The organism is Burkholderia sp. (assembly GCF_018375725.1).
In the GTDB taxonomy this organism is placed as follows: domain Bacteria; phylum Pseudomonadota; class Gammaproteobacteria; order Burkholderiales; family Burkholderiaceae; genus Burkholderia.
In genome coordinates, this window is record NZ_JAHACR010000004.1 from 38,689 (window position 1) to 61,129 (window position 22,441).

A 22,441-nucleotide genomic window follows, 5' to 3' on the forward strand; every position below is an offset into this window, starting at 1 on the left:
TCATGCGCTATCAAACCCAATCCGCGGATTCTCAAGGCCTGCTCCTGTTCGAAGACGAAGAAGCCGCTGCGCGGCGAGCCGCGATCGACGAGCTGCACGTTAGGACCGCGATCTACACCGCCAGTCCCGTCGTTGATGACCTACTCAAGCGCCTCGGCTGGCCGGACGGAAACGGTCGTCTCGTCGATCCGAGTTGCGGCGACGGCATGTTCCTCGCACGTGCGCTCGACGCGCTGCTCGCCGCCAGGCCGTCCGGGTTCGATCCTCGAGGCCAGATCGAGGGGTGGGAGATTCACCCGGCGGCGTGCGTCGATGCGCGATCGCGCGTCGCGGCCGTTCTTGCCTTGCACGGCTGGTCGACAGCACGCGCGGCGATGCTGGCCAACGACATGGTCCACAACCGGGACTTCCTGACGGACGGGCCGACGACGCCCCAGTGGGACATCGTGGCGGGCAACCCGCCGTATCTGCGCGCCGCCAACGTGCCCGATCTGCTCCGGAACGAATACAGCCGCCACGTGCCCGACTATGCCCGGGGCGACATGCTGCACAGCTTCCTCGAGCGATGCAGCCGCACGGTGCGCCCGGCGGGCCGTATCGGGCTGGTGACGGCGGACAGGTGGATGGTCAATGCTGGTGCGAGTCGTCTGCGCGAGCGGCTTGGCCAGCGCCTGTCGCTTGCCCATGTGGAGCGTCTGAGCGCCGAGACGGCGTTCTACCGGCCCAAACAGCGCCGCGCCGGCTCGCCGCCGCGTGTGCATCCTGTGGCCGTGGTGCTCGTATCCGACGACGGCGCCGGGCAGAACCTGAGCGGCAAGCCGATACATCCGGGCGTGGATGAGTCCCGCTACGAGGGCATGCAGCTGCTCGGCGACTTCGCGGATGTGCGCATCGCGCCGTGGCTCGGTACTGAAGGGGTGTTCGTGGTCGACGCCGCAACGGCTAGCCGCCTGCCGCCCGAGTGCCTGGTGCCGGCCATCGACACGGACGATATTCAGAACGGAAAGCTCGGCACGCCGACGCGCTGGGCGATCCGCACGCTCCCCGGCGAGGAACCCGCGCCGGAAGTCATGGCGCACCTGGCGAGCCGGATGCACCTGATGGCCAAACGCGGCCAGCAGGGCAAGGTATGGATGCCGCCGGAGTCCTTTCATGCGCTCGATCTGTCGCGCGAGTCGCTGATCGTGCCGCGGATCGCGAAGACGCCGAAGGCCGTGCGCGTGCCGCCGGGCATCCTGCCAATCAATCACAATCTCAGCATCGTCGCCGGCGGCGCGGTCACGCTCGATCAGGTCGAGGAGGCGCTGGCGTCTCCGATCGCGGCTGAGTGGGCGCGGGACTATGCGCAGCGCCTTGAGGGCGGTTACCTGTCGCTTACGACGACGCTCCTGCGGCGCATGCCGATGGCGAATGTGCCGATATGACCGCGCACGGGCGCCGGAGATCGTCCTCTGGCAGGTGGCCGCTCTGATCCTTACAAGATCCTATCCTTCGAGCTCAAGATTCGGAGCGGAAAGCCGTTATATCGGGGCGGAAGTTTTGTGCTTACGCCGCGCCAAATAAGGAGGTACCCATGCTGACACGAGCATCCAAAGCACAATCATGCCGATTAGTCTCCGCCTTGGTCGCGGGGTCGCTTGCAGGCGGCCTTTCTCTTGACGGGTTGGGACTGCCATCGCCGGTCGCGAGCGCGATCGGCGGAACGGTAGCAGCGGCCGTATTCATGAGCACGCGAGTGCGGGACTTCTGGTATGCCCGATTCGGCGAGCGCCAGGCGTAGGCGTTGCATTCCACGACTGACGTGGCAACCGGAACAAGCTGATCGAACAAGGGAAAACTATGAGGCGTGGGACCATGTATCGATTGCTGGCCGGCGTCTCGATGTGCGGCTTCGTATCTTTCGCATACGGCTTCGGTATGGGACTTGAGACCGAGCCTGAAAAGCTCGTTGCTGCATTTGGCGGCGTCATTGCGTTTACTGCCGCCGTCATCAGCCTCGTAATTCACAACGAGTTGGAATGGTAGGAAATAAATCGGCACGTGAGTGCCCCGCACCGGCCGGTAGCCGGTAGGAAAAACGATCAAACCATGAAGATTTTCGTTGCCTGGACTCTCATTGCGGCGTGTGGCATCTCTACGTCTGTCGGCGCGCAGACGCTGAATCCTGCTGATCGGTATGACATCAAGAGCGCGGCTGAATGGGCTGCGCGAGACGCGACCATGAAGACAGGTGAACCTGTCGCTGGTCAAGGCGGGTACAGCGTACCGGTCACGATTGCGGACACAAAATGCAAAGTGTTCGTGCGTCCGTACACGCCGAAGTCCGACATGGAGCCGCCGCGTCGCTGGAAGGCGGACGCGGCTGTGTGTGGCAAGTGACCGGAAAAGAGGGATAGATGAATATCACTACGGTAACGGCGTTGTCGTTGGGCATCATGGGCCTGTGCTTGGTCATCGGTGGAGCGACGCGGGCGCGCCCAAAGCAAGCTTGGGTCTGGTATGTCTGCGGTGTATTTCTGATTGGCGGCGGAGTTCTTTACAGATTCTCGGAGCCGGCAGAGGGACGGCTTTGTGCGGCCGGTCAAGCTCCCAACATGTCCGCTGATGGCAAACTGCTTGTGTGCGTCCAAGACATGAATTGGAAGCGCTCTAACTGACGAGGGAAAACAATGGAAAGCACTTTTCAGGTCGGCGATGAGGTGACGTGGACCAGCCAGTCCAGCGGATATACGCGCACGAAGACGGGGACCATTGAAGAGGTCGTTCCGGTGGGTAAGCAGCCCGACCGCAAGTTCGAGCAACTGTATCGTGGCACCGGTGTAGGCATCGGCCGCGATCACGTGTCGTATGTGGTGCGAGTGCCCGGCAAGACGGCAAAGTCGGCTGGCACGCTGTACTGGCCGCGTGCAGCCTCATTGTCAAAGGTCATTAAGTGAGATTGGAAAAATGATGAAGGTAGCTGCGAACACGGAGCGTCTACCACGCTGGAAAGATTGTTTGGTCTTTGGCTTTTCTGGCCTGACGGTATTGCTTGTCTTGTTGCTCTCGAAAGGCGCGGATGCGGCACTGTGGTTCGGCGGCCGTTGGGGCGGCTTGACGGCATTGTTGCTGGTGGTGACGGCGCTCCGCCAACGTAGCGACATCGCGCACGTTGACCTGTAAGTTACAACCGAAACATGGTCCAAAAAATCAATATCCTCCTCGATCCGCCGACACAAGCTGAAATTGATGAGGCTCTCCACGCCGACAATGAGTACATCAGGGCGAACCGCTACGAAGATCGCCCCTCATTAGGTGAGCGCATCGCACATGGTCCCGGCATATTGGGGATAGAGGTATTGGTCGGCGCTGTCGTTCACGCGTTGGGCGACAAACCGCAGCAAGTAGTTTGCTCAAGCTCGCCGTGGGAGTCGTGGCCGGGAGCGCTCGATTGGGATTGGGCGCAATCCATGCTCACCGAGAGGTATGCACACAAAGTGCGCGCAATGGGCCGTGACCTTGCGCGTTGTGAGGTCACTGCGCTTGCAGACCAACTCGCTCTCGAACGAGAGGCTAAGTCGGTAGCGAAATCCGCGCGTGAGACCGTTGCAGAGGCCGGTTCAGCGTTGAAGGATGCGGGCACCATCGCTGGAAACATAGCGGATACCATCGTTTCCAATGTCTTTCGGCGAAAATGCTGAGTCGGAAACTGGATGGGCGATGAGCAAGGAGCAAGGAGAAAGCAATGAACGTATTCGTTGTTCTTGATAATGCAATGGGCGGGGATCAGTACGCTGGTGTTCATCGGGTTCGTCCCGAGGATAGGATGGGGTCCAGGGTAATTGAGGTCGAGGTAAGAGGTGCTCAGACGGACCCCCAGTTCGTCTTCATCGCCCAAACCCTGGATCCGACGATGGATGTACATCGCTTCAAGGGCGTGTACGGCGATTTTGAAACCGCCCATCGCGCGTCAGGTCATAGAGGCGCTACGCTTCGCATCGAGTTGTGAGGCAAGCGATAGCGTGAGCCTCTGATCGAGGACAAGGTAGTGGCGTCAATCATCCGAAGCGCTTGCGACATCGGGTAGCGGGAAAGAAGACATCGAGACGCGCCGCGCCGGCGCGCCGCCGCGCGTGCATTTAGTGGCCGTGGTGCTCATATCCGACTGCGCCGGGCAACCACAAGAGCCAAATTGCCGAGCAGGCGCTGAAGTACTTCCGCATGCTTTACGACGTCGAGCGCGACGTCGCGGAACTGAAGCCCGAGCACAGATGTGAGGTTCGCCAGGAGCGCGCTCGGCCGATCGCCGATGCGTTACATGAGTGGCTGCTTGCCCAGCGCAAACTGGTCTCCGAGGGATCGGCGATCGCCAAGGCGCTCGACTACAGCCTCTAGCGCTGGGAGGCGCTCACGCGTTATCTGACCGATGGGCACGTACCGATCGACAACAATTGGCTGGAAAACCAGATTCGCCCGTGGGCCTTGGGAAGAGCGAACTGGTTGTTCGCCGGTTCGCTGCGCGCCGGGAAGCGGGCCGCCGCGATCATGAGCCTGATCCGGTCGGCGCAGCTCAATGGGGACCTATCCGTGATTTCGTGGGCGGGGCATATCATGAGGTGTAAAAGTCATGGATATGCCAATGAAGAAGAAAAGGCAAACTGTAGCGCGTCAGGCAGCGGCCCGCGGGCCGCTGCCTGAACTGCCCAAGGAACTGCTGGACCAGTTGGTCAAGGGGCCGATGACGCCGGCCGAGGTTCAGGACCTGATGCTGGCGTTCAACAAGGCAGTCATCGAGCGCGCGATGGGCGCCGAGATGAATCTGCATTTGGGCTACCGACCAGGCCAGTCCAAGCCGCCCGGGCAAGCCAACGAGCGCAACGGCGCCAGCGGCAAGACGGTCATCACCGATCGGGGCCCAGTTCGGGTCGAAGTCCCCCGCGATCGCGACGGCAGCTTCGAGCCGATCCTGATTCCCAAGCACGAGCGCCGCTTCACCGGCTTCGACGAACGCATCATCGCGATGTACGCTCGCGGCATGAGTGTGCGCGAGATTCAGGCCTTTCTGGCCGAGAGTTACGGCACCGAGGTATCTCCCGATTTCATCAGCTCGGTCACCGACGAGGTGATGGCCGAAGCGCTGACTTGGCAGAGCCGCCCGCTCGAAACGATGTATCCGGTGGTGTTCTTCGATGCCCTGCGGGTCAAGATCCGTGACGATGGTGTGGTCAGCAACAAAGCCGTCTATCTGGCCCTGGGCATCCAGGCCGACGGCCAGCGCGACGTGCTGGGCCTCTGGATCGAGCAGACCGAGGGCGCCAAGTTCTGGCTCAAGGTGTTCAACGAACTCAAGACGCGTGGCTGTCAGGACATCCTGATCGCCGTGGTCGATGGCCTGAAGGGGCTGGCCGAGGCCATCAGCGCAGCCTATCCCCGCACGACCGTTCAGACCTGCATCGTGCATCTGATCCGCAACAGTCTCGAGTACGCCAGCTACAAGGACCGTAAGGCGCTCGCCGCAGCGCTGCGCCCGATCTACGCGGCCGCCAGCGAGGAGGCGGCAAGGCAGGCACTGCAAGACTTCGCTGACGGCCCTTGGGGCGCGAAGTACCCGACCATCGTGCAGTCGTGGCAGCGTGCATGGGAGCACGTCATACCGTTCTTCGTGTTTCCGCCGGAGATTCGACGAGTTGTCTACACAACGAACGCCATTGAAAGTCTGAACATGCAGTTGCGCAAGATCATCAAGACTCGTGGTCACTTCCCGAATGACGAGGCCGCGATCAAGCTGCTCTGGCTGGCGCTGCGCAACGTGCTGGCCAAGACCGTGCGGGCCGCCTTCGACTGGAAATCAGCGATGAACCAGTTTGCTATCCTGTTTGGCGAGCGATTCACGCAGGCGCGCGGATAACGCGCTGTTCAACCGCCTCGCCCACAAAAATGCGGACAGGTTCCTCAATGGCCACGATCCGTACATCTACCTGAAAGACGTGCTCACCCGACTGCCTACTCATCGCGCCGACGATATCTCGAAATTACTTCCGCATCATTGGTTATCCGTCACCGGTCAAGGGCAGTGACGGCGACCCACTTGCAGACGAGGAACTACCGGCATACCTCAAGGACCTTAAGGCCGAGGGAGTCGGCCAGCGCTGTTGCCTCCTCCGGTGTCTCGCAGCAATCAATCCAGAAGGCAGTACCGGCCACGGCGATTGCGTAGGGCGGAACATCGCTACCGCATTCGTTCTGCTTGTAGATCACCACTTCGGCACCCGCCTCGAGGAAGTCGGTCATCTCGGTACGACATTCCGGAAAAACCTTTGCAACGTGGTTAGCTTGGGCAACTGTAAGACGCATGGGGAAATAACTCACTGGGAACGGACGACACGAGAGACGAACTCGGGGACACCGACACGCTATCACATCGCGTCAGTCGGGCAAGCTGAGGAGACGCCGCGAAATACTGGCTGTCCAGATGTGTTCCCCGGGTGCTTACGCTCATTCGATCCAAAGTGGCACGTGTTCCGGTCGGTGTCAACGGCAGTCGGAACGCCACGAGCGGCCATGAGTACCAGCATGCGCCGGGTGTTTCCACTGCCGGGTGGCAATGTCTGATCGCGGCATATCCGTATCGCATTGGTTTTTGCACCTCCCTTAAGAACCGTTGCCTTTCGCCGTAAATAAGGAATATTGGGTCGCACGGCAATGGTTGCGACGGCGCGGAGCGGGCGATCCAGCCTGCTGGAAAGCACGAAAGAGAGTTGCGAACATGATGATTTTTTCTGAAACGGGGTCGCTCAATCAGCCCGAAATCGCGATCGCGAACAGAATCCGCAAAAGACGCGAAGCTTTGGGCTTATCCCGGAAATCGGTGGCGGAGTCCAGTGGCATACATCTGTCGTCAGTCACCCGCTGGGAGCGAAGGGGCGTGCCGGCTTATATGTCCCGCAGCACTGACGTGCGACGGCTTGAGCGTGCGCTGAAGGTGTCCGCCGGCTGGGTGTTCAGTACGGAACACCCAGCAGAGGGCGACGAGCCGCAGATTTCGCCAGAAGCCTCCTTGCAGGCTCGGCTGCGTACCGCGGGTGATCGCGCCCGGATGCGGCGGGAAACGCTGGGCATCGCGCGCAATCATCTCGCGTTGCGGCTTGAGGTTCGGGACGTCACGCTCAGGCAGTGGGAGAACGCCGGCGTTCCGCATTCCCTCGGTGCTGACAAGATCGACGCGTGGGAGAAGGCGCTGCAGGTCGAGCCCGGCTGGCTTATGGGCAAAGATCCGGCGGCGCCGTCGGTGTCGCTGCAGCCCCTGCAGGCGGGGCCAGCTGCAGCCAACCGTACGGCGGCGCAGGTCATCCTCGAGGCCGGGAGAATCCTCGCGCTGGCGACGCCAAAAACGGCGGAGCGCAACGCGGCTCTGTTCGCCGCGCGCTATGGCGTGAACGGCGGCGGGCGTACGCTTGCTACCGTCGCCAGTGAATACGGGATTACCGAGAGCCGTGCATGCCAGATCCTGGGCGCGATGCGCAAGCGGGCGTCGGAACTACCAGCGGAATTTGCCGGGACCTTCGATCTGCTCGACGCCACGGCAAAGCAGCACCTCCCATGCACTCCCGAGCATCTGGAAACCGCTCTGCGCCCGCAGCTCGGCGAAGGGCTGCTTATAGAAGACGCCTGGCGCTTCGCCATGGACATCTTGGAAAAGCCGCTCCTGTCTCTCGAAACGCATCTGTACGATGACTCGGCTGTGGCGCCTGTCGAAAACGAACGGACGGCCATCGTACGGCAGATGGCCCAGTCGATGATCACGGCCGTGGGTGCAGCGCACGTCGGCGTCCTTATGGGCTACGCCATAGAGCTGGGCTGGAGCATCGAGGCTGTCGGTTCCATTCGGGAAGTGATTCAGAAGGGGCAGGGATTTGAATGGCTCGACCGCAGGGAGCGCAAAAACCCTGAGTGGTTCTGGTATGGGGAATCATTGCGCAATAACCCCGTGATCGTCGCACTCCGGCGTGTTTCCTCTGTCGCCGACGCGCCGATCGTCGCCGATGTTGCGATGGGCGCCGTCGAACGCATACGGGAACTACGTTTAAGCCGGGAAGAACGTTGCGCGACGCAATACCCGGTACCGCCATGGTTTGTCACCACGGCGATCCTTGCGCGAGCCGGATTCCTCGCTGGAGCGCCAGGGCGATACCGGCCTGCCACGCCCCTTGATCCAAAGAGCGAACTGACCGAGCAGGAATATCGGCTGTATTCGGCGTTTAAACGGTACGGCCCCACAATGAGCTGGGAAACCCTTGCGGCAGATCTCGTTGATACGGGCGAAATGAACGAGATGACCCTTCGCGGTCTGCTGTCCAGGTCTCCGATCGTTGTTACGCAGTCCCTCGGCGTCTACACGCTGCGCGGCGCGAGTCCGTGTGCGGCGCCGGCTGAAAGCATGGCGGCCTGAGACGCGAGGCATCCAGAGGCACGATAAGGCGTGGGCCCGGTCTCTGGATAGCTGCTCGCGCTGATCGGGCACAATAGGCGTTCCGACCCGTCTGAGGAGCGTCCATGCCCGCCCGAATCCCACTCGATCCGAAGCTCCCTCGCGACTTCGACGATACGCCTAACGATGCTCGGACCAAGGAAGAACTGGACGCCTGGTGGGATCATCCCTTCGGCGTGACGCGACCTGACGGTAGCATCGCGGTCAGGTGCCTGGACGGGGGCGCGTGGGACCGGTCAACGTCGTACGGCATTGCCGAGGACCACGACAAGGCCTGCGCGCTCGCTGCTCAAAAGCTGGCGGAATGGTTGAAACTCCGCGAGCGCCCGGTTGTGCACCTCGACGTGAAGCCGCAACTTGTACTGATGCCGCAGAGGCCGGACGACGAGATGCGGGTTCTCCGGACGTTTGAGACGACCGAGGAAGCGAGCGTCTACATGACCGAGCACTACCCGAGGGAGTCGGCGCGGTCGGGCGAAAACGGGGAGTCGGACGGCCAGCAAGCCTGAGCGTGCCGCCCGGCCATTCGGTTACGCGCCGCCGCCTGGCCTGGCGCCGTCAGCGGCCATGCGTGCAATGTGCAGTAGTCCTTGCGCGATGACGACGTTCGCGTCGTGCGAAACGTTTGTTGCGCCGTTTTTCAGGACCGTGAGGGGCATCTGCGAGGCGATCTTCTCCCACTCGGCAAGAAGGCGTGCGGGGTCCGGGTGTGTCTTGAACAGAACGCCCAGCGCCGCGGTGAACACCGTCGCCGGGTCGGCGCCGTCGGCTTGAGGCAAATCTGTCTGAGGTAAGTCCGTCACGATACCCTCCGATATGAGCGCTGCCGATGCCAAAAGGTCAGGCTCGATGGTCGAATACCTGCAGCGTGTCGTGCCGATGATGGCAGGCGCGATCGCTGAAGCGGCGGTCAACGCGGCCCGTCGAGCGAGAGTAGCGGTGTGCCCGGCGTCCAGCGAGGCAGTTCCGTGAAGCCGAGGCCCAACAAGAACTCGCGTACCTCCGCCTCGTCCTTGAACGGCATGAAATAGCGCGCGCCTGAACTCCAGCCGGGCTGGCGGGTTTCAACGACTGGATACCGTCCATCCGTCGACATGCGACCCATGCGAAAGACCGCGCCCGGGGCCGCGCGTTTGCCGACCTCATCGTTCATTGCGATCAGCCAGCCGTCCACCACTTCCCGAACTATTACCGTCATCATCGTCCCGTCGAAAAAGTGGCGCACGCCGCCTGAACGGATTCTACCGGCTCTGTGTAGGCGGAATCGAATGCCATGCCCGGGCCGGATTCAGGCGGCGAGTCGGTGCTCGTAATAGGGGCGGTCGCGGTCTTCGAGAATTGCGTACTGCGCCGCGAGGTTCGCTGGGTCCGGGTTGAGCCAGGCGTCGACGTTCTCGGGCTTGATCGGGATGATGCAGCGGTACGAATACCTCGTTTTGTTAGTAATAAATGGGTTGACAGACATCGTCCTGTGTACTGCTATTCAATTTCTTGAAGTCGAGTAGCGGGATGGAATTCGGGGGAGATTTGGCAACCTATGGATGATCCGGAAATAGGGCGGCTGCATTGCCTCGCGGCGCGCGCGATTGCTGACGGTGCCGACGACCTCGTGATGCGCCAATGGCGCGTGCCATTCAAGCAAGCAGCGAAGATGTTGCGCGAGGCCAGCGCGTGAGGTACGTACGCGCCACTGATGAGTTTGTCTTCGCCGGACGCCCGCGGCCGGGATTCCCCTTGATCCTCGACGATTCGATGGAGCCGGCGCAACCGTTCCATGACTACCTGCTGTACCGATTGCTTGAGAGCGGAAAGGCGCTTGATCAAAAGACGTGGGAGGCGTACGGTCGCCGGCTATGGGATTTCGCTCGATTTCTACAAGCGAACGAATGGTGTTGGGACGATCCATTCATGTCGGTTGGGCAGAGCGTCGTCAGTGTTTACCGCGATTGGCAGGCCCAAGACCTCAAGCTGGACCCCGCAACCATCAACGCCCGGTTGGAATTGGTCACGGCAATGTACCGGTGGGCACATGAACGCGGGCGGATCGACCGCTTGCCCTTCACCTGTTCCGACGTCGCAGTGTACGGCATTGAGCATGACCTGACTCATATCACCGGCGGTCGGAAGAGGTCGAGCCGTCCGGCAGTGCTGCTCAACGAGTGGAACAAGGAACCTGCGTTCCTGACAGCCGATCAACTGAAGATCGTGCGGCAATCGATTCGCTCTGCAGCGCAGCGGCTGCTGTTCGACCTGATGGCGCGGGTGGGTTTGCGCTCAGTCGAGGCACGTACCTTCCCGCTGTCGTACGTGGTTGATCCACGGACCCAAAAGGCTTGGAAGCCAGGCACCTTTATCGACGTGCGCCTCGACCCACGGGACATGGAGATCAAGTTCAACAAGTCCCGCGTTGTGCACGTGCCATACAGCCTGATGGAGGACATGTACGCATATACGACATTCGAGCGCAACGGTCTTGCCGACGCGGCAGACCGCAAGGAACTGATCCTGACGATTCACGGGCAACGCTACAGCAAGGAATCCGCGGTGAAGGTCTACACCGATCTCAGCAACACGGTGGGCTTCCGGGTGCGCCCGCTCATGCTGCGCCACAGCTACGCGATTCATACCCTGCTGCTGCTTCGCAGCCGTCCCGAGATACCGATGGAGCCGCTCATGTACGTCCGCGACCGCCTCGGCCACGCGAGTGTCCAGACCACCATGGTGTATTTGCAGCAGATAGAGCGGCTGCTGGGCGCAGAGGCGCTCGCGATGATGGACGAGTTTGACCGGCTCTACGGGGTTGGCAAAGCATTGGCCACGGCGCCGCATGCATCCACAGTCGATCCTCGACACTGAGCGACGCCATGGTCAGAAAGAAGAACTACAACGTCAGCGAGAATCGCGCCGCACCGGTCGGTGTCATATCGGCATCACTCGAACGGCCGAAGCCCGGCGCCGACGACGCCTGCATCGACATGGTCGCGCTGTTGGGGCTCGAGGCACGCTTTCCTCAGAGAATCAAGACGCTCGACCTTCGTGACTGGCTGGGCCGAGGCATCGACGACTGGGTATGCTCATCGGGCTTCTGCCTCAAGGCGATGCTGCTCTCGGGTGCACGCGCGACAGCCTCCGTCACCACGTACTTCGGGCAGCTGCCTTACCTGTTCGAGTACCTCGCGGGCAGTTCGCAAACCCCGCTGCCCCAGCGACCCAAGTTGCCGTCGGACCTTTCCCCGATGCATGTCCAGCATTTCATCGGATGGTTGCAGAAGCGAGCTCAGGCTGAAGGCTGGCGACCGAGTTCGACGCGCAATACCTACAGGGGGGTCAAGGCCGTACTCGCCGAAATGTTCGCGCAGGGCTTCATCGAGGGCGAGCCTTCTCGCTTCTTCCGGCGCGGCGCGTTGCCCTGGAGCAGCGAAGACAGCCTGCAGACTAGCCTGAGTGACGCGGAGCAAGAGCGCCTGGCCAAGGCGATCAAGTCCGACCTCGTTGATGTTCACCACGGCCGCTTGCAACTGAAGCAAAGTGCCGTGCAGGGACTCAGGCTGTTGTTGGTGGCACACCGTCAAGGGCTCAACCCGACGCCCCTGCTCGAAATGTGCCGCGATGCCTTAGCGCCGGGATTTCTGCCTGGCACGATCCTAATTCGTACTGCAAAGCACCGCAGCAAGAAGATTCGTTCCAATGTTGGCCGCTCCGCTCTTGGACGGCACGCATCAAATCAACCGAACGAGCAAGCTGACGAGCAGAACCTTTGCTTCGACCTCTCCGAGGGCGCAGTCTTGCAGCAGGCCATCGCAAGCACCCGCGAACTGGTGGGTGAGGCGCCATCCGCGTTCAAGACACGGATCTGGCTGTATCGCGCTGAAGCAAGTGCAGGGTCGACAAAGAGGGGCAACATCACGTGCCTCGACAGCAAGTCCCTCAACAGGGCAATCGAAGGCGTCATCGAACGCCGCAGTCTACTGGGAGACGGCGGCCTGCCGTTGCGCGTCAACCTGAGTCGCCTGCGTAAGAGCCGCTTCGACCGTGCTCTGCGTACCGCCGACGGCGACATAGCCATCACCGCCAACCTGATGGGCAACACACCGAGGGTCGCCGGAGTGAATTACCCGTCGATGAATGAGGCGCGCAAGGCCGATGCAGCGAGCTTCATGAACGGCGACTATACCGTTTTGATGCGGGCCGAAGCACAGGCTCCGAGGGGGAATGAGATTCGGCCAGTGCAAGTGGAACCTTTCAAGGTCGGCAAAGGCAGCATAAGCGCCCCGCCAAGCCCGACGCCCGTCTCCGCATGCTCGGACTCGATCAGCGGCGAGCATGCGCCGAATGATGGCCGCAGCCACTGCGATCGCTACGTCATGTGCTTGTTCTGCTCGAGCTTCGCGATCGTCGGCACCGTGGACGAACTCTGGCGCTTGTTCAGCTTTCAGATGTTCGCGCAGGCCGAACTCGACTACCTTGACGAAGCCTTGGGTCCGGAGCGCACGACCGACGGACTGCTTGAGGACCTGCGCGACCGATACCGGGTGGTCATCCCCTACATCGACGACTTCACGCAACGCCAATTCGCGCGCAGCCGGGTCGCGCAGGCCCGCGCCAAGACCGTCTCGGGCTTGCACCCTTACTGGCAGCACCAGATGACCATGAGCCGCCGCGCACGACACCGTGCGTCAGCGCCGGATCTGCGCGTTGATGGCTCGCACGGCGATACGGCGATACCGCGGATTCGCGGAACGCAGCAGGCAGGACCCAGGGCATGAGAAGTACCTCTGCCTCGATCCTTGACACGCCCCAAACGCTATCTGGGGCTCGCGCCGTGCCGGCCACATCCTTGCCCGCCCCACGTGCCCTGCGGGCCTTCGAGTTGCTGGCGGCTCAGCCGATCAGCCTGGTCGGCATTCCGCCGGCCGAACGTGACGCTATCGTGGTGACTGCCGTGGCCGATGCCGCAGGCCACGAGCATCCAGTGAGTCGTTTCGGTGATCGGGTCTGGGACCTCGCGCCGGAGATCGAGGCGAAGAACCGCAAGGGTTCGGCCCTGAAGATCGTTTGGCCGGACGACGTACCGAAAGCACTGATCGACGATGCCAAGGCGGCACTCTATTGTGCTCAGCGACGCGGCCCCCACGGGCGAAAGTGGTCCGGCAGCTCGATAGCGGATATTGGCCGCTCGGGCGTCCTGGCTCTGAGATATCTCGCACAATTGGGGCTGGCCGACTTCAGTCAGGTACGAGCTCTGCACCTGTCTGACCACATCGCGGATTTGCGGCGTACGCTCAAGCCCGTGTCGGTGCGTGGTCGGCTGCAAATTGTCGACCTGGTCTGGACGTTCCATACGGAAGTCCTGCACCCGTTGCTCGAGCACCCGTGGGCGGGGCTCGCCCTTTGGGATGCATGTGGCGGCAATGAAGATAATCGGATGCCGTCAGGGCGGACCGGCACGACCCCCGTGATCCCGCGGTCGGTGCAGCGCATACTTTTCGCCTACTGCGAGGCCAGTCTTGCGCAGGCGGACGAGCTGTTTCAGGCTCGAGACGCGGGCGGGCTCGGGGCGCCCAAGCGCCCCGCAATGACTTCGATCCGCAATGCGGTCCTATACCTCTTGCAGATCTCCTCCGGAATGCGCAACTCGGAGAGCACCGGCGTGACCAGCGGATGTTGGCGTACCGAACAGCGCAACGGCGTGACGTATCACTGGGTGCGCACGCGCGAAGTCAAGACGACCGGCGGAACCGAGGTCGACTTTCTGGTGCCGCCGGAGGCTATTCGCGCGCTTGAGATCCTGCAGCGCTACGCCCAACCGCTCCAAGCACGGTTGGTCGGCGAGGCGCGATGGCTCGAAGACCTGATGGCGCAGGGCCCCGATCTCACCGGCCACCTGTGCAACGGCATGAAAATGGCTGAGGCCGCGCACCGCCTGAACCATGTGCGAGAGATCGGCCGGCATCTGGTTCTAGGACTGAACGTGAAAGCCTCGGATCATCTGGGAACCGGTTCGCGGGTCGAGGTGCTGAGTTCAGCATCCTGCGGGTACCAATTGAAGCAATTGGCCGCGGCCGCCGGGACAGAGTGGAACCTGGCCAACCATCAGTGCCGCCGCACCTTCGCGTACAACGTCGCGAACTCGCGGTTGGGCCGAATGGGCCTCGTCTTCCTGAAGTGGCAACTCAAACATGCGTCGATGTCGTGGACGCAGCTCTACGCTGCCAGCCCGCACCAGGATCACGCCCTATATCGCGAGTTCGAGGAGGAAATGGCCGACGCGCGGCTGGGGCTGCTGGAAAGTTGGGCGCATTCCGATGCGCTGCTCAGCGGGGGTGCCGGCAAGAAGATCATGCAGACGCGCACGCGTGCCGCACGCGACCTCAAGCAACTCCTGAGACAAACCGCCGAGTCGATCGAACTGCGCAGCACCGGACACGCGTGGTGCATCAGTGGTACGCGAGGATGTCACGGCCAGGGGGTGTACGACCCATCAATGTGCGCGGGGTGCTCGCAGGCCATCATCGACCAGGGGCAAGCATCTGCCTGGCAGATGATTCACCTGGACAACCTGCGGCTAGCTGCGATCACCGACTGCGGTCCCGCAGTGGCCGATAAGGCGCGGCGCGTGGTGGAGCGCTCGACGCAGGTGCTGCGGGATCTCGGCTGTGCGCTGCCGACCGATGACCGGGCCCGGGCGTACACTGCCGCGCTGGAGGGAGCATGAGCAGCCGTGCAGGCACCTCGCCCGACGATACGCGGCCCGGGTCGGCGCCCCGGCGCCGTAGCAGAGGGAAGACGCGCGAAGCGCTACAGCTGGCGATCCTCCGGGTCAAGACGAGGGGACTGAAATTGAGCATCTCCTCCGTCGCGGCGGAGGCTGGCGTAAGCGCCGGCCTCATTCACAATACGTACCCCGACATCGCCGAAGAGATCCGCACTCAAGTCGGCCGCGGCATTCGGCAGCAGCGCGACGCCACGGTTGCGGAGGTCAAGAAGGTAAGAGAACAGCTGAAGACCGTCCGCGCGGAGCGAGACGCTGCACTGGCTGATGTCGCGACGCTGGCGTCGATTAATGAAACACTGCGTCAGGAGATTGCAACGCTGCAGGCGGTAGCTTCTGGAAAGATCCATGTTCTGCCCCCTGTGAGGGACGTTTAAGTCGTATGCTGGGATCCCTTTGATCTCATTGCATTTTCCCGGTAACCGACAATCGCCAAACCGGTGTTACGGAGTCGCCGACCGCACTCGGAGAAACCGTTCTACCGGTACGACGGCCACGACGCCATCGCCGCCCGATTGTTCGTTCGCGACCGTCGTAATTTCCTCGACCAGCGCGTCGACGCTCTCTGCGACCGTAAAGACTTCGATCCTGATGTGTTCCGTTGTCCAGTCGTTGCCAAAGAAGTTGGGATGCGCGCCGAATCCCTTTGCCTTGGTCACCGTCATTCCATGGATGTGCAACGCACCCAATCGCTGCTCGAGCGCGGTGAGCACCTCGGGCCGCAGCACTGCGACAACGCATTTCAGTTCCATCACATCCTCCTGCTTCGAAATTGAAACGCCCGGCGGCTATCCCTTCGGCGCCCACTTTGCATCGACTGCCGCTTGAATCTTCGCTGCGTCCCGGACACCAGCTTGCGTCATCTGGTAAGCGATTTCGGCTGTGCCTTGGCAAACCGGGCACGACACCGCCATCTTGTCCTCGAAGCACTGAAGGTTCGAACGATGCTCGCCGCGGTTCTCGCATCCGCACCAGCAGTAGAGCTTGTTGAGCGTCGCGGGGATCTGGGTCGCGACCCAGTACGCGTGCCGCACAGCAATGTCGGGAAACTGCACCGGGTTCAGTACATGCGAGGCATCCGATACGCCCGATGAAATGATGCGCAGTCCATCTGGGCGCAGCATTCCGACTCGCCAGCCGGGTACCTGCTGGACCGTGTTCTCCAGCGTGACCGCAGCGCTTTTTGGACCAAAGGCCCAATGCACAAGTGAAGGCCCCCAAACCAACGCCGTCGATACCGCGAGAATCAGGGCAAGCAGAGACAGCAGATTCAACTTCACCTTGACGACACGACCGGAGCGCTCGTTGGCGGCGCTGCCAGACTGATGTCGTTTGTATCGTTTCATTTTCAATCTCCCAAACTCCCGCTCAGGTTCCGGAACGCGGATACATCGTGCTTCCACACGACAGCATGCCGTGCATCATCCCGCTATGCATCCCCCACATCGCGGCCGTGCCCAGCACCGCTAGCAGGCCGATGGCCGCGAGTAGGCCAATGATGAAATTGACGATTGGTTTCCCAGTGAACATATACGCTCCGTGAAGCGGACCGGAGCGGTGGCAAATGCCATCGCTCCGGCCCGATGTACCGACGTAAGTCGGCGGGCTCAGTGTTCGGCTTTGTCCGTCAGGCGAGTGTCCACACCGGAACCGTCAGCGTGAGATTGCATGCCGCGCATCATGAAAATCATCGATAGCGGGCAGATAAACCCACTGGCGATAACGGCGAGCGTTGCAAGCGGGCCTCTGAGCGGAGGAAATGCCCAGTACCCGAGGGCGATGACGGCGACCAGTGCGGACCCAACAGCCACCATGGTTTTCCAGTTGCATTTCATGTGAAGTCCTTGTCAAGCGGAATTCAATGCGAGTCATGTGGTCTGGCTTGCGTCACTTTGACGGTGCCGCACCCGCCTGGTCGGAATACTTCATCATGATGTCGCTCATCGCGCGCATCATCTCGGCGTGCATTCGCATTGCGGTCTTCGAGTCCAGTCCGGCGCTCCCCCCCATCATCGGGCAACCACCCATCATGCCGCCCATCATCATCGAGCCGTGACCGTGCTCACGATCTTGCGCCGACGTGCCGGACGCTGAACCAGTGGCAGCGAAGCTCACTGCGCTCGCTGCAACCAATAGTGTGGAAAGGACCGCCATTCGTGCATGACTTGCGTTCATGTATATCTCCATCTGCATTCAAAGAATCGAACATGCGACGCTTCCCGGATGAATACGCGGGCCACGAGCGAACTCGGGCCGCGGTACGGAACCGCTGGGCAAGCGTCGACGGATGAGAGTTACAACGAACGCGGGGGTGGTGCTGGCAGCTCAGGAATGAACTGCTCGGCGAGGAACGGCGTGATGGCCCGATAGTCGGCCGTAGAAACGACGATGCCGACGCGATGCGACATCGGTATAGCCAGCATCCCGCACACGGCACTTCCCATGCCCGCGTGGCACGCAGATGGACGATCGCTGGTACCGAGAGGCTTCGTACCGGACGTGCATCCGGTCGCTTCGATCGCACTTGCTGCCTTCATGTGATGCTGTACCGCTGGCATCGACGACATTTCTGGACACAACGCCGCCTGTGCGGGGTAACCGAGCATTGGCAACCACGCAATCAGAAAGCAGGCAACGAGTTTGACCCAGAATTTCATGATTTCCAGTATAGGCGCCGATCAGTCCCGCTGCGACCGCCGGCAGCTGCGCTATTGCGCCACATCGCCCGACTGCAACCGCTTCAGATGGGCCAGGAACGTGTCCGCGCCAATAAATCCGATCAATTGCGCATCGGGCTGTGGCCGACCAGTCTTGTCGAAGAAGATCAGCGCCGGAGGGCCGAACAGACCGAACCGCCGCAACATGGCCGTGTCGGCCTCGGTGTTCTTCGTCACGTCGATGCGCAGCAACTTCCAATGCGTGAACTCGTTCATCACGCGCGCATCCGTGAACGTGAAGCGTTCGAGTTCCTTGCAGGTGATGCACCAGTCCGCGTAGAAGTCCACCATGACAGGTTGACCTCGTGCTGCCTTGAGCGCCTCGTCCAGCTTCGCGTTCGAGGTTATCGTGTCGAATTGCGTTGCCGCACTTGTGCCGCCGCCCGCCGACGTCGATGTCCGAGTCAATCCGCCCAGCGGCGTCAAAATGTCGAAGTTGCCCGATGCGACGCCAACAAACTCGGCAATACCAGCGACCAGCAGCAACACACCGAGCGCTTTGCCGACTCGCGCGATGCCCGTAGCATCCGCCGGTAACGGGTCGATCGCCCGCAGCATCGTCCCGCAAGCGGTGAGCAGCAACGCGATCAGCGACATCAGCAGCCACGCGGGCAGCAGCGAATAAACGAACCACAGCGCGGCGGCCAACAGCATGACCCCCAGCGTGTTCTGGACGGCGACCATCCAGTGTCCCGACTTGGGCAGCAAGCGCGTTCCGAACGTACCGACGAGCAACAATGGAATGCCGATTCCGATACCCATCAGATACAGCGCCAGCGCACCGCCTGAGATGTCACGACTGTTTGCGATGTAGAGCAGTGCGCCGGCCAGCGCCGGTGTGGAACACGGCCCTACGATCAGCGCGGACAACATGCCCATCACGAACACGGGCCCAACACGGCCGCCGGGCAAGCGCTTGCTCCATCCCGCAAACCGCGTCTGCCAACCCGTCGGCAGTTGCAATCGGAACACGCCGAACATACCGAGCGCGAACGCGAGCATGAGCATGCCGAACGTGGCCAGCAACCAGGGTTTCTGCGTCAGCGCCACGAGCGGAATGCCGATGACGGCCGCGACAGTTCCGGCTGCCGCATACGTGATCGCCAGTCCTTGCACATAGGCCAACGACAGCGAGAACCCGCGCCATACCGGCAACCGCTCGCGAGTACCGTCAATGACCGCCGTGACGATCGGAATGAGCGGATACATGCACACGGTACCCGCCATCAGCAGACCCGCCAACAGGAAGCCAAGCATTTCGGCGATGCCGATACCATTGGCCGGCCGCAGCGGTAGACCGAGTACGGTGGCCTGCCGGTCTTTCTCTGCGACAGGGAAGTCCGCCCCCTTCGCGCTCCCCACGAGCGCGGCAGGCGTCACCCCACCGTCCGCAGCGATCCGAAAGCGGCGAGTCTGAGGCGGATAACAGACACCAACGTCTGCACATCCCTGGGATGTCACCGTCAGCGTGGCGCTTGACGTGACGGCGGCGGACAGCGGAAGAAGAATTCGGACCGGCTGGTGATAGACCTGCACGACACCGAACGTGGGGTCGTTCTTGGTTTCGGAGGGAGGCATCGCAACCGGTTTTACCGGCGCGCCGCTCACCGCAAAGCTGAATCGGTCACGATACAGGTAATACCCGGGCTTCGTCTTGAAGTCGAGCACGACCTCCTTATGGCTCGCAAGGCTGACGGTCAACGGAAATGCCTGCTCGGGCGCCAGCAATTCGGATTCGTTGACTGCGTATGCCGCAAAGGATACAAGTCCGAACACCAGCACAAGGACGAAGCGAAGCATGCGACTCAACGCGTCCGCTGTTCGATAGACGTACCGATACGTGTTAGAGGATGTCGTGCGCATGTTGGTCTCCTCGGCCGCCCCTTTGGCGTACCGGCGCGCGGACAGACGCCTGCGCGCCGGGCACCAATGTTTTCGTCAGGAACGCTTTTCCAGTTTCACGATGGTCAGGGTGCCGTTGACTTCTTCAACGCGCACCTTGACCTTGTCGCCTTCCTTAATCTGCTTGACCATCGCGGCATCCTTCGCTTTGAACGCCATCGTCATCGGCGGCATGCCGACGTTTTCGAGCGCGCCGTGCTTCAACGTGACCATGCCGGTCGCCGTGTCGACCTTCTTGACCTCCGCGTCGGTGAGTGCGTTGTTCGACGACGCCTTCATCGCGGAAGCTTTGGTCGACATGTCCATGCCAGCCATGTCGTTGCCGGCAAATGCGGGCGTGACGAAAGCGGCTGCGAGTGCGGCAGATACAACGATGAGCTTCTTCATTGGACTTCTCCGGTTTGGTTGACTGGCACGTTCGTGCCGGAAGGTACTGCTTGGGGGAAACTGGCAGCAGGCGCCTGTCGCGCGCGACGGCGCTGCAACAGGAACCACGCTGCGGGAATCACGAACATGGACAGAAGTGGTGCGGTCACCATGCCGCCGACCATCGGCGCGGCGATCCGCTGCATGACCTCCGACCCGGCGCCATGTCCGACCATGATGGGAATGAGGCCCGCGAGCACGACGGCCACCGTCATGGCCTTCGGCCGCACGCGCAGCACGGCGCCTTCGCGGATCGCATCGAACAGCAGCGCCTCGGTGAGCGGCTCGCCATCCTCCAGCCGGCGATTGAGCGCGCCTTTCAGGTACAGCAGCATCACCACGCCGAATTCGGCAGCGACGCCCGCGAGCGCGATGAATCCGACTGACGTCGCAACCGACACCGCATGGCCGAGCATCCAGATGAGCCAGAACCCGCCGACCAGCGCAAACGGTACGGTCGACATCAGCAGCAGCGCATCGGCAGCCGAGTTGAAGGTCAGGAACAGCAGCACGAAGATGACGACGAGCGTGACGGGGACCACCGTGCGCAGCTTGGCCGCCGCGCGTTCCAGGTACTCGAACTGGCCCGACCACGCAATCGAATAACCGGGTGGCAATTGGACCTGCTCGGCCACAACCTTCTGCATCGCCTTCACGGCGGACTGCAGGTCGGTGTTGCGGATATCGACATAGACATATCCGGAGAGCCGTGCGTTTTCGCTGCGAATCATCGGTGGGCCGTCGGCGATCGTGATGTGCGCGACGTCGCCGAGCTGGATTTGCGCGCCGCGGTCAGTGACGACCGGCAACTGTCGCAATTTCTCGAGCGAGTCGCGAATTTCGCGTGGATAACGGATGTTGATGGGGAAACGCTCACGCCCCGCAATTACCTCGCCGACGTTCTCGCCGCCCACCGCCGAGGACACGACCGACTGGATATCGGCCACCGACAGTCCGTAGCGGGCCGCGGCAAGCCGGTCGATATCCACGTCGATATAGCGTCCGCCGTTCAGCCGTTCCGCGAGTGCCGACGTCACGCCAGGCACACCTTTGACGGCCGTTTCGACCTGGGTCGCGATACGATCGATTTGCGTCAGGTCCGGCCCGGAAATCTTGACACCCACCGGCGTCTTGATGCCGGTCGACAACATGTCGAGACGATTGCGGATCGGCGGCACCCATACGTTCGACAGACCGGGCACCTTGACCGTCCGATCCAGCTCATCGACCAGCTTCTCCGGCGTCATGCCCGGCCGCCACTGGCTACGCGGCTTGAACTGAATGGTGGTCTCGAACATCTCGAGTGGCGCCGGGTCCGTGGCCGTATCCGCGCGACCAGACTTGCCGAATACCGTCTCGACCTCGGGCACGGTCTTGATCAGGCGATCGGTCTGCTGCAGCAGTTCGCTCGCTTTCTGGGCCGAAATGCCCGGGAGCGCGGTCGGCATATACAACAGATCGCCCTCGTCGAGTGGTGGCATGAATTCGCCGCCTAGACGCGAAATCGGAACGATCGTGAGCACCAAGGCAACCGCCGCGAGACCAATGGCTGTCCACGGCCGACGCAACGTCGCCTCGAGCAACGGACGATACAACCGTATCAGCACGCGGTTGATCGGGTTCGCGTTTTCGTGCGGAATCCGCCCGCGGATCAGATAGCCCATCAACACGGGCACGAGTGTGACCGACAAGCCGGCCGCCGCCGCGATCGTGTAGGTCTTCGTGAACGCCAGCGGCGAGAACAGCTTGCCTTCCTGTCCTTCGAGCGAGAACACCGGAATGAACGACAGCGTGATGATGAGCAGCGAGAAAAACAATGCCGGCCCAACCTCGGCGGCCGAAGTCGCGATGAGCTCCCAGCGTTGAGCGGCGGTCATCCGTGTATCGGGATGCTCATGATCGAACGCTTCCAGGTGTTTGTGCGCGTTCTCGATCATCACGATGGCCGCGTCGATCATTGCGCCGATCGCGATCGCGATGCCGCCAAGCGACATCAGGTTCGCGTTGACTCCCTGATAGCGCATCACAATGAACGCGGCCAGCACGCCAAGCGGCAACGACAGAATGGCGACGAACGCGCTGCGCAGGTGAAACAGGAACACGGCACAGACGAGCCCGACGATGATGAACTCCTCGATGAGCTTGTCCTTCAGGTTG

Annotated in this window: 27 protein-coding genes and 2 pseudogenes; 16 read left to right on the forward strand and 13 right to left on the reverse strand. The window is 61.8% G+C overall.

Annotated elements, in window-relative coordinates; all coding sequences use genetic code 11:
- Positions 1-2 precede the first annotated feature (2 nt).
- From KH616_RS02290 to KH616_RS02335, 10 genes and pseudogenes are all read left to right on the forward strand, one after another.
- Positions 3-1,424, forward strand: a complete 1,422-nt coding sequence (locus KH616_RS02290) for an N-6 DNA methylase (protein WP_292234753.1) — start codon at positions 3-5, stop codon at positions 1,422-1,424.
- A gap of 430 nt (positions 1,425-1,854) precedes the next feature.
- A complete protein-coding gene (locus KH616_RS02295; RefSeq protein ID WP_179148670.1) occupies positions 1,855-2,025 on the forward strand; it encodes a hypothetical protein in 171 nt (56 codons plus the stop codon).
- Between the two features lie 63 nt (positions 2,026-2,088).
- Positions 2,089-2,379, forward strand: coding sequence for a hypothetical protein (locus KH616_RS02300; RefSeq protein WP_046196950.1), 291 nt, complete (start codon positions 2,089-2,091; stop codon positions 2,377-2,379).
- A gap of 290 nt (positions 2,380-2,669) precedes the next feature.
- Complete coding sequence (locus tag KH616_RS02305; RefSeq protein WP_046196951.1) at positions 2,670-2,936, forward strand: hypothetical protein; 267 nt, start codon at positions 2,670-2,672, stop codon at positions 2,934-2,936.
- 13 nt (positions 2,937-2,949) lie between these two features.
- Positions 2,950-3,162: a hypothetical protein gene (locus tag KH616_RS02310; RefSeq protein ID WP_285518504.1), complete on the forward strand. Its 213-nt coding sequence runs from the start codon at positions 2,950-2,952 to the stop codon at positions 3,160-3,162.
- 14 nt (positions 3,163-3,176) lie between these two features.
- Positions 3,177-3,680: a hypothetical protein gene (locus KH616_RS02315; protein ID WP_292234759.1), complete on the forward strand. Its 504-nt coding sequence runs from the start codon at positions 3,177-3,179 to the stop codon at positions 3,678-3,680.
- A 44-nt stretch (positions 3,681-3,724) separates the two neighbouring features.
- Positions 3,725-3,988, forward strand: a complete 264-nt coding sequence (locus KH616_RS02320; protein ID WP_080323268.1) for a hypothetical protein — start codon at positions 3,725-3,727, stop codon at positions 3,986-3,988.
- A gap of 170 nt (positions 3,989-4,158) precedes the next feature.
- Positions 4,159-4,677 (forward strand): annotated as a pseudogene (locus tag KH616_RS02325) (transposase); the annotation flags it as partial.
- Positions 4,619-5,887, forward strand: coding sequence for an IS256 family transposase (locus KH616_RS02330; RefSeq protein ID WP_080484188.1), 1,269 nt, complete (start codon positions 4,619-4,621; stop codon positions 5,885-5,887). The pseudogene KH616_RS02325 and the gene KH616_RS02330, both read left to right, overlap by 59 nt.
- 43 nt (positions 5,888-5,930) lie before the next feature.
- A pseudogene (locus KH616_RS02335) lies at positions 5,931-6,056 on the forward strand (transposase domain-containing protein); the annotation flags it as partial.
- Between the two features lie 25 nt (positions 6,057-6,081).
- Here the strand turns inward: KH616_RS02335 and KH616_RS02340 are convergent.
- Entirely contained in the window at positions 6,082-6,270 is a 189-nt protein-coding gene (locus tag KH616_RS02340) for a hypothetical protein (protein ID WP_223997754.1), read from the reverse strand.
- Between the two features lie 475 nt (positions 6,271-6,745).
- Here KH616_RS02340 and KH616_RS02345 point away from each other — a divergent pair, with 475 nt between their 5' ends.
- Together KH616_RS02345 and KH616_RS02350 are read left to right on the forward strand one after the other, a co-directional pair.
- The gene (locus KH616_RS02345; RefSeq protein WP_080323269.1) at positions 6,746-8,428 is read left to right on the forward strand and encodes a helix-turn-helix domain-containing protein; all 1,683 of its coding nucleotides are present in this window, start codon (positions 6,746-6,748) and stop codon (positions 8,426-8,428) included.
- Between the two features lie 104 nt (positions 8,429-8,532).
- Positions 8,533-8,976: a hypothetical protein gene (locus KH616_RS02350; RefSeq protein WP_046196957.1), complete on the forward strand. Its 444-nt coding sequence runs from the start codon at positions 8,533-8,535 to the stop codon at positions 8,974-8,976.
- A 21-nt stretch (positions 8,977-8,997) separates the two neighbouring features.
- Here KH616_RS02350 and KH616_RS02355 read toward each other — a convergent pair whose 3' ends face one another.
- The 3 genes from KH616_RS02355 to KH616_RS02365 form a co-directional block, all read right to left on the reverse strand.
- The gene (locus KH616_RS02355; protein ID WP_080323270.1) at positions 8,998-9,381 is read right to left on the reverse strand and encodes a hypothetical protein; all 384 of its coding nucleotides are present in this window, start codon (positions 9,379-9,381) and stop codon (positions 8,998-9,000) included.
- The gene (locus KH616_RS02360; RefSeq protein ID WP_046196959.1) at positions 9,378-9,668 is read right to left on the reverse strand and encodes a hypothetical protein; all 291 of its coding nucleotides are present in this window, start codon (positions 9,666-9,668) and stop codon (positions 9,378-9,380) included. Before KH616_RS02360 ends, KH616_RS02355 begins: the two co-directional genes overlap by 4 nt.
- A gap of 87 nt (positions 9,669-9,755) precedes the next feature.
- On the reverse strand, positions 9,756-9,932 hold the full coding sequence (locus KH616_RS02365) for a hypothetical protein (protein WP_285518508.1): 177 nt from the start codon (positions 9,930-9,932) through the stop codon (positions 9,756-9,758).
- 269 nt (positions 9,933-10,201) lie between these two features.
- On the opposite strand from KH616_RS02365, the gene KH616_RS02370 reads away from it, so the two are divergent.
- The 4 genes from KH616_RS02370 to KH616_RS02385 are packed head-to-tail and all read left to right on the forward strand — an operon-like array spanning position 10,202 to position 15,616.
- Entirely contained in the window at positions 10,202-11,323 is a 1,122-nt protein-coding gene (locus KH616_RS02370) for a site-specific integrase (RefSeq protein ID WP_226189267.1), read from the forward strand.
- 8 nt (positions 11,324-11,331) lie between these two features.
- Entirely contained in the window at positions 11,332-13,233 is a 1,902-nt protein-coding gene (locus KH616_RS02375; RefSeq protein WP_009692941.1) for a hypothetical protein, read from the forward strand.
- A complete protein-coding gene (locus KH616_RS02380) occupies positions 13,230-15,182 on the forward strand; it encodes a hypothetical protein (RefSeq protein WP_009692942.1) in 1,953 nt (650 codons plus the stop codon). The genes KH616_RS02375 and KH616_RS02380 overlap by 4 nt, the downstream gene beginning before the upstream one ends.
- Positions 15,179-15,616, forward strand: a complete 438-nt coding sequence (locus tag KH616_RS02385) for a TetR family transcriptional regulator (protein WP_009692943.1) — start codon at positions 15,179-15,181, stop codon at positions 15,614-15,616. The genes KH616_RS02380 and KH616_RS02385 overlap by 4 nt, the downstream gene beginning before the upstream one ends.
- A 66-nt stretch (positions 15,617-15,682) precedes the next feature.
- Here KH616_RS02385 and KH616_RS02390 read toward each other — a convergent pair whose 3' ends face one another.
- The 9 genes from KH616_RS02390 to KH616_RS02430 all read right to left on the reverse strand — a co-directional run.
- Positions 15,683-15,991, reverse strand: coding sequence for a P-II family nitrogen regulator (locus KH616_RS02390; protein ID WP_009692944.1), 309 nt, complete (start codon positions 15,989-15,991; stop codon positions 15,683-15,685).
- A gap of 36 nt (positions 15,992-16,027) precedes the next feature.
- Positions 16,028-16,585: a PCYCGC motif-containing (lipo)protein gene (locus KH616_RS02395; RefSeq protein ID WP_012211070.1), complete on the reverse strand. Its 558-nt coding sequence runs from the start codon at positions 16,583-16,585 to the stop codon at positions 16,028-16,030.
- Between the two features lie 22 nt (positions 16,586-16,607).
- A complete protein-coding gene (locus tag KH616_RS02400; protein WP_009692946.1) occupies positions 16,608-16,769 on the reverse strand; it encodes a hypothetical protein in 162 nt (53 codons plus the stop codon).
- 77 nt (positions 16,770-16,846) lie between these two features.
- Entirely contained in the window at positions 16,847-17,074 is a 228-nt protein-coding gene (locus KH616_RS02405; RefSeq protein ID WP_012464982.1) for a DUF2933 domain-containing protein, read from the reverse strand.
- A gap of 52 nt (positions 17,075-17,126) precedes the next feature.
- Positions 17,127-17,414 (reverse strand): hypothetical protein, encoded by a 288-nt coding sequence (locus KH616_RS02410; RefSeq protein WP_012211071.1) that lies wholly within the window; start codon positions 17,412-17,414, stop codon positions 17,127-17,129.
- Between the two features lie 119 nt (positions 17,415-17,533).
- Positions 17,534-17,896 (reverse strand): hypothetical protein, encoded by a 363-nt coding sequence (locus tag KH616_RS02415; RefSeq protein WP_012211072.1) that lies wholly within the window; start codon positions 17,894-17,896, stop codon positions 17,534-17,536.
- Positions 17,897-17,947: 51 nt separating this feature from the next.
- The gene (gene dsbD, locus KH616_RS02420; protein ID WP_012211073.1) at positions 17,948-19,819 is read right to left on the reverse strand and encodes a protein-disulfide reductase DsbD; all 1,872 of its coding nucleotides are present in this window, start codon (positions 19,817-19,819) and stop codon (positions 17,948-17,950) included.
- Between the two features lie 75 nt (positions 19,820-19,894).
- Positions 19,895-20,245: a copper-binding protein gene (locus KH616_RS02425; RefSeq protein WP_012211074.1), complete on the reverse strand. Its 351-nt coding sequence runs from the start codon at positions 20,243-20,245 to the stop codon at positions 19,895-19,897.
- The coding region (locus KH616_RS02430; RefSeq protein ID WP_292234853.1) for a CusA/CzcA family heavy metal efflux RND transporter at positions 20,242-22,441 on the reverse strand (2,200 nt) is incomplete at its 5' end. The genes KH616_RS02430 and KH616_RS02425, both read right to left, overlap by 4 nt.